The organism is Acinetobacter sp. YH18001 (genome assembly GCF_013416975.1).
GTDB lineage: Bacteria > Pseudomonadota > Gammaproteobacteria > Pseudomonadales > Moraxellaceae > Acinetobacter > Acinetobacter pseudolwoffii.
The window spans coordinates 1-5,927 of the sequence record NZ_VPEU01000078.1 but is presented as its reverse complement, the minus strand read 5'-3'; the positions used below and the strand labels follow the sequence as shown (position 1 = coordinate 5,927).

Annotated in this window: 3 protein-coding genes and 1 pseudogene; all 4 read right to left on the bottom strand. The window is 36.1% G+C overall.

All coding sequences use genetic code 11. The features are described from left to right. Positions 1–127 (bottom strand): annotated as a pseudogene (locus FTV48_RS13895) (ABC transporter permease); the annotation flags it as partial. Beyond that, positions 115–552 carry a hypothetical protein gene (locus FTV48_RS13890; protein ID WP_180000723.1) on the bottom strand — a complete coding sequence of 146 codons (438 nt, stop codon included), beginning with the start codon at positions 550–552 and terminating at the stop codon, positions 115–117. The pseudogene FTV48_RS13895 and the gene FTV48_RS13890, both read right to left, overlap by 13 nt. A gap of 9 nt (positions 553–561) precedes the next feature. After that, positions 562–2,211, bottom strand: coding sequence for a poly alpha-glucosyltransferase (locus FTV48_RS13885; RefSeq protein ID WP_180000722.1), 1,650 nt, complete (start codon positions 2,209–2,211; stop codon positions 562–564). 177 nt (positions 2,212–2,388) lie between these two features. After that, the gene (locus tag FTV48_RS15250; protein ID WP_373683535.1) at positions 2,389–5,925 is read right to left on the bottom strand and encodes a beta strand repeat-containing protein; all 3,537 of its coding nucleotides are present in this window, start codon (positions 5,923–5,925) and stop codon (positions 2,389–2,391) included. Positions 5,926–5,927 lie beyond the last annotated feature (2 nt).

Below are 5,927 nucleotides of genomic sequence, written 5' to 3'. Positions count from 1 at the left end.
AAACCGGCACAGCCAGCAGCATGCCGAATAGGTTACCCCCTCGCGGATAATCAAATAACCAAAAGGTAAATCCAAATAAATAAAAACAACCCAGACAGCCAATGCTCAATATCGCTAAACATAGCCCTTTTTATTATATATTTCTCTTTTAAATTTAACTCTATTCACATCAAAGTAATTAATATAAGAGATATTTTTATTATCAAAAAAATGGACATAAAGAGTATAAACCTCATTAATATATATTTTTGCATCACCACTTTTTTCTTGTATTTCTACTCTTATATCTCCTGACAGTTTAGAAAGAAATTGATCTAAACCATTATATTTTTCTTCAGCAAAGATAAGATTTTGAAAACAGTCATATAGGTTTAAGAAGCTTCCTGAATCAATACCATGTAATAATAAATTTTCAGCATAATTTGGATTAAAGTTTAGCGTAACTATTTTATGTGCCAAACTGCAATTATCGAAAACTCTTTTACGCTTTAAAATCGCGTGTTCAATTCCAGTAAGATTTTTTCCAATTCCTGCACTCAAAAAGAAATACATGACTATCACCTACGAAAAATAATTAATATAAGCCACATACCCAGACAAATTATGCTCTTGATCATCTATACGTGTTCTAAAACGATCATGACGTACATAGAATGCATTTAAGATTTTTTCAGGTTTTGCCATGTACATCGCAACTTCAGGATAGAAATAACCGGTACTTCTTTGAAATTCGACGCGTTGCTCAATCAGCTGTTTAAGCTCTTCAAATTTTGACTTTTCATATAGCTCTTCAAAGCCCTGTTCACGCATACGCACAACCATTTTATAGGCCGACATCATCATTTCTAAAAAAGTGGCATAGGCTGTTTTACGCTCAGCAATAAACTTCATATGCTTTAAGTAATTATTTAAACCAAACTCGAAATATCTTTCTTCAGGACAAATCTTCGTAAGTTCATTGGTACAGTAACTTAACCAGTGATCATGATATTTATCGTATTTTTTTTCTATAAAATGCTCAAACATTAATTTAACGGTCTGCAATAGCTTTGGATCCTGATTAATTTGATATAATCTCAGCAAGCCTAAAGCAGCCTCTCCATCATAGTAAACGATACGAAATTTTTCTTTAATTTCTAAACTCGGATAATCAAGTACATGGGTGGTCTCCCCCTGATCATCGACCATATACAAAATACCTTCAGCTAATTTTTCAGCAACAGCTTGATATTTATTATCTGAGGTAATTTCCTGATATTTAGCCAACATAAAAATAGCGGCAGCATTTGAACCGAGTTTAATTTCGTTATCATTTTCACCATCAGTCATAAAACCATGCCCTTTTACTTCTTTATAAAAGGTTTTGATGGCATATTCGATCGCTAATTTAATTTTGCTTAAATATTCTTTTTTATAATCGACTTCTAACGTTTCAAGTAAGGCATACACTGCTGTGCAATGACGTACAGTATTATAACTTTTTATTTCACGATTATAGGCTGGGAAATATCCATAGATAAATTTCCCATCATCCTGGATTTCACCATGTAAAAACGCTGCATTCTTTTCAACCATACAACGAACATGATCTTTTAAACCCGAAGTTAGCTCACGTACCCCATTAACAGGTCCTAATGTTTGTAACGTCAATATAGTTTCATTTTCATAAAGAGCTGAAACTGTATCAAATACCCAAATATATTCGAGCTTATCCAGTTCGAAAGTTTTAGTGATGGTTGGATATTTTGAACGAATAGCGCGGTTAACATTGTCTTGATCCCAAAACGTTGGTTCATTATAAACAATGCCTCGGATTAAGGCTTTACCATATAACTCTTGCTCTAAAAAGCAAATATCAAATTTTGAATCAAAACTTACACCCTTTCTAAAATGATTATTATGTAATTGGGTATTTAGGTTTTTTTTAACATCCTGCCATGATTTTTTCTCAATATTCACAGCAATATCAAACTTTAAAAATTCAGGTAAACTTCGGTTTTTTTCATATAGCTTTTCTAAAAATTTTAGTGTTCTACTTATAGCTGTTTTTGTATTGGGTGCAGCAGAACTCCATACCTTACAACGCTTGCCTGGATCACCATAAGAAATAAAAATCACATAAATCTTTCGATGCTCATAACCCAATTCTTTATTTAACCACTCTATTAACTTATGTTTAAACTCGAAATATTTAGTTTGCGTATCAATCATAACAGCCTATATATATCTATTTTATATAAAATTTTTCATCAAAATCAGGATACTTGAAAGATATTAAGTGGCAATGTTATTTTATGTATAATTTGTTTTTTTTTGTATATTTACCAATAATTTAAATAAAAAAAGAGGTCCTTCGGGACCTCTTTTTTTTAAAGAAATTACACTAAATCAGAATAAGATATTATTATTCTGTAATAGATCCTCAAATGTGATTACTGAAGATTGATTTGTTAGTTTAAGCAATTCAGTTTGACTAAATTCACCACTTGAACCGTCACGATCAATCGCTAAAGTGACTGTAGAGTTTTCCTCATCATAAGTTATACTCACAAAATCATTTAAGTTCTCAGCAGTGACAACTTGACCAGCCAATAATGCACTCACGTCAATTTGATCGCCTTGTGCTTGACTAAAGTCTGTCCAAACGTCTATACCATTACCACCAGCATCATCAGTCGCCTCTAACAAATCGTAAATAACAGTATCACCACCATTTGAATTGGTAGAGATCACATCATTAAATGCTGTGCTTGTGAATTCACGTCCAACTCCAATTGTTAAGGTTGCTGTTGAAGTATCACCAGATAAAGAAGTAAGTGTATATGTAAACTCTTCAGCACCACCATAAGTAGCTGTATTGGCTTGATAACTATATTCACCATCGCCACTGATGGTCAGATTACCATACGTGCCAGTAATCACCACATCACCAGAGCTTTGAGTTAGTGTCTGACCACCAATAGTTAATGTTGTGAACTTATTACCTAAAGTATCTGGCGTACCATCCGTGAAGATGTTACCTGTTTCAGTTAATTCTGCATTATTCACTGCTTGATAAACATCTAGGTCAACTTTAGATAAATTAACAACGCCACCTTGAATGCTTTGTGTTAGTGGGAAAGCATCGCCAACCCCTAGACCGTTTGATGACAAACCACTATACACAAATTCTAGTGTATAAGTTCCAGAATTTAACGCCAAATTATTGAAAGATACAGGTATATTCTGAGTACCAGCAACAATAGGAGTGTCAACAGTATAAGATGAAGTACCAACAGTTGTTGTACCATTTTTTAGGTTCACAACAACATTACCTGTTAGCCACTGTCCAAGATTAGCTATACTCGTGTTATCCCCTAATAATAAGTTAAAGTTAATGGCCTGAACACCATCATTAGCAGCTACCGTAAAGCTCATGGTTTGTGTACCAGTAGCAGAGGTAATGTTTGTAAAAGTTGGGGCAGTTGCTGTAATTACTGTAGCTGGGTTATATAGCAAGGTAGTCACAACTTCACTCACATCATTGGTAGCAGTCACTACTACCGTTTGATCATCACCTACTTGTGTAGGATCACTTGGCCAAGTGATTAAGCCTTCACCATCAATTCGGATATTTAACTGTGCAGTATCTTCTGAACCATTAAAATCACGAATTGTATAAGTAAAGGTATCGACTTTACCAATGTCTGCTAGGTCTCCATTACTAACATACTTATACGTACCATTTGGTGAGATGTATAAAGTACCGTAAGCACCTTGAACTACAGTACTTGCATTATCAATTGCAACTGCTGCATCACCTAACTCATTACTTACAAGTTTTACGTAAGTGGTTGAATTAACGAGGTCAGCGCCATCATTACTGCTGATCACATTACCTTCAATTTCGTTAGAACCTAAGTACTTGTTGGTTTGATCAGTAATTGTAAAGTCGATGCCACCAAAGAGTTGTGCAGATAATGCATCATCAAGTACGTTCAATATACTTTGTAATAAACCTACATTTTGTGGGGTTTCTTGCAATGCAAGTGTATATGTTCCAGGTGGTAAATCTTCCACAGTCACTGTACCGCTATACGTAGAAGTCACTCCTGGGTTTAATGTAATAGCGTTTGGCACAACAATATATTCAACTTGTGAAACGTCATTTTCATCCACATAGCGACGTTCAAGTACAGCATTAAATAACTGAGGTGAATTTAAACCTAAGATTGATCCTAATACACCTAATCCTAAGTTTAGTACACTACCTGACACATCAATCGTTACATCAGAAGTTGTATTTTGTTCAACTTCAAAGTTGAAAGGAACTTCTGAACCTAAAGATATATCAATACCTACCAAGCCAACGCCTAATAGTTGCGATGCTCCTCCTGTTGTACCAATGTCATCACCAGGTTCTTCATAATAATTTTGAACTGTCGCCAAATCATCATTTGCAACGACCTGATCTAAATAGTCTGGTGGCAATAAAGTACCGTCATCAAATGCTGTACCCGAAATATCGATAATGATTTGAGCAGTATCCGTTTGAGTACCATTTTGAATCGTGTAATTGAAGATCTCAGTCTTACCAAGAGCCTCCTCACCAGTTGTTACTTTATAGGTAAATGCCCCCGTAACTGTATTAATTTCAAGAACACCATAATCACCTTGGATTATTTCAATACCTGATACTGGAGTTCCATCAATTTCGCTAATAATCGTACCTGCTGGTGCAACATCGACACCATTCCCGTTATCTTCAAATACATTTGATGAGAATGTATATGTAGGGAAAGTTTCCTCTGTACCATCGATTGTGATGTCTGTATTTTCATACAACGTCAAGGTATTTGTTACAAGCGGCCCAACTACTTGATTAACTAACTCATCAATCACTTCAACTGGTAAAACATCAAGCAATTGACTAACTACACTAGAAATTGGTAATCCAATCGTATTCACAGGAACTAAAATTGCTTGAACCAAAGTTACTAATGGTGCAGCTAGCTCTGGAGTTAATACTGCATTAATTGCATTATAAATAGCTTGCTCATTTGATGCACCTAAGATAGCTTCCTCTCCACCAAGTTTATCTAACTCAATACCATAGATAAGATCAGACAAGAGACTACTATCTTTTGCAACTACAGCCGTGTATTCACCTTCAGGAAGATCAGACAATGTAACTGAAATACCACCTGGATTATTCACAATTCCTAATATACCAACCCCACTAAGAGTAACAACTCCACCTTGGTTACCAATACGGGCTACTTCAGTTTGTACTCCATCTACATTTTGATAAACAATAAGCTGGAACGCTTCTGCGACAGATAAAAAATCCTGTTGTGAAGCTGTCATAGTGATATTGCCTGTATGTGCTTGACCTACATCATTTGGATCTTGTGGGATTGAAAAATCTGCACCTAAGATTTCACCTTCTGTGCCACCTAATAGGTCAATATAAGTTACGTCATTGTAACTTTCAGCATCACGCTCTATTAAAGCTTCTTGCCCCATATCCAATACATATTCATCATTAATTGCATTAAGCGTTGGGGTTACCGCTGGAATCACGATATCCGTCAAATCATTTAGACGGTCTTGGAAGTCACCCGCTTCGGTTGGGAAGTCGTCAACAATTGCATCCACCGCTGCTTGTGCATCTGCTTTCGCTTGTTGTGCATCTGCAAGGGCTTGAGTTAAGTCATCAACTTCTGCTTGGGTCACAGCATCATCTGCAAGGGCATCTGTAAGCGCTTGATCTGCTGCTGCATATGCTGCTTCTGCCTCTGCAACAAGGTCTTCAACTGCTGCAAGTTCATCCGCATCTGGCGTACCGTTTTCGTTGGTATCGTTCACCGCTGGGATCACGATATCAGTCAAGGCATCTAGACGGTCTTGGAAGTCACCCGCTTCGGTTGGGAAGTCGTCAACAATTG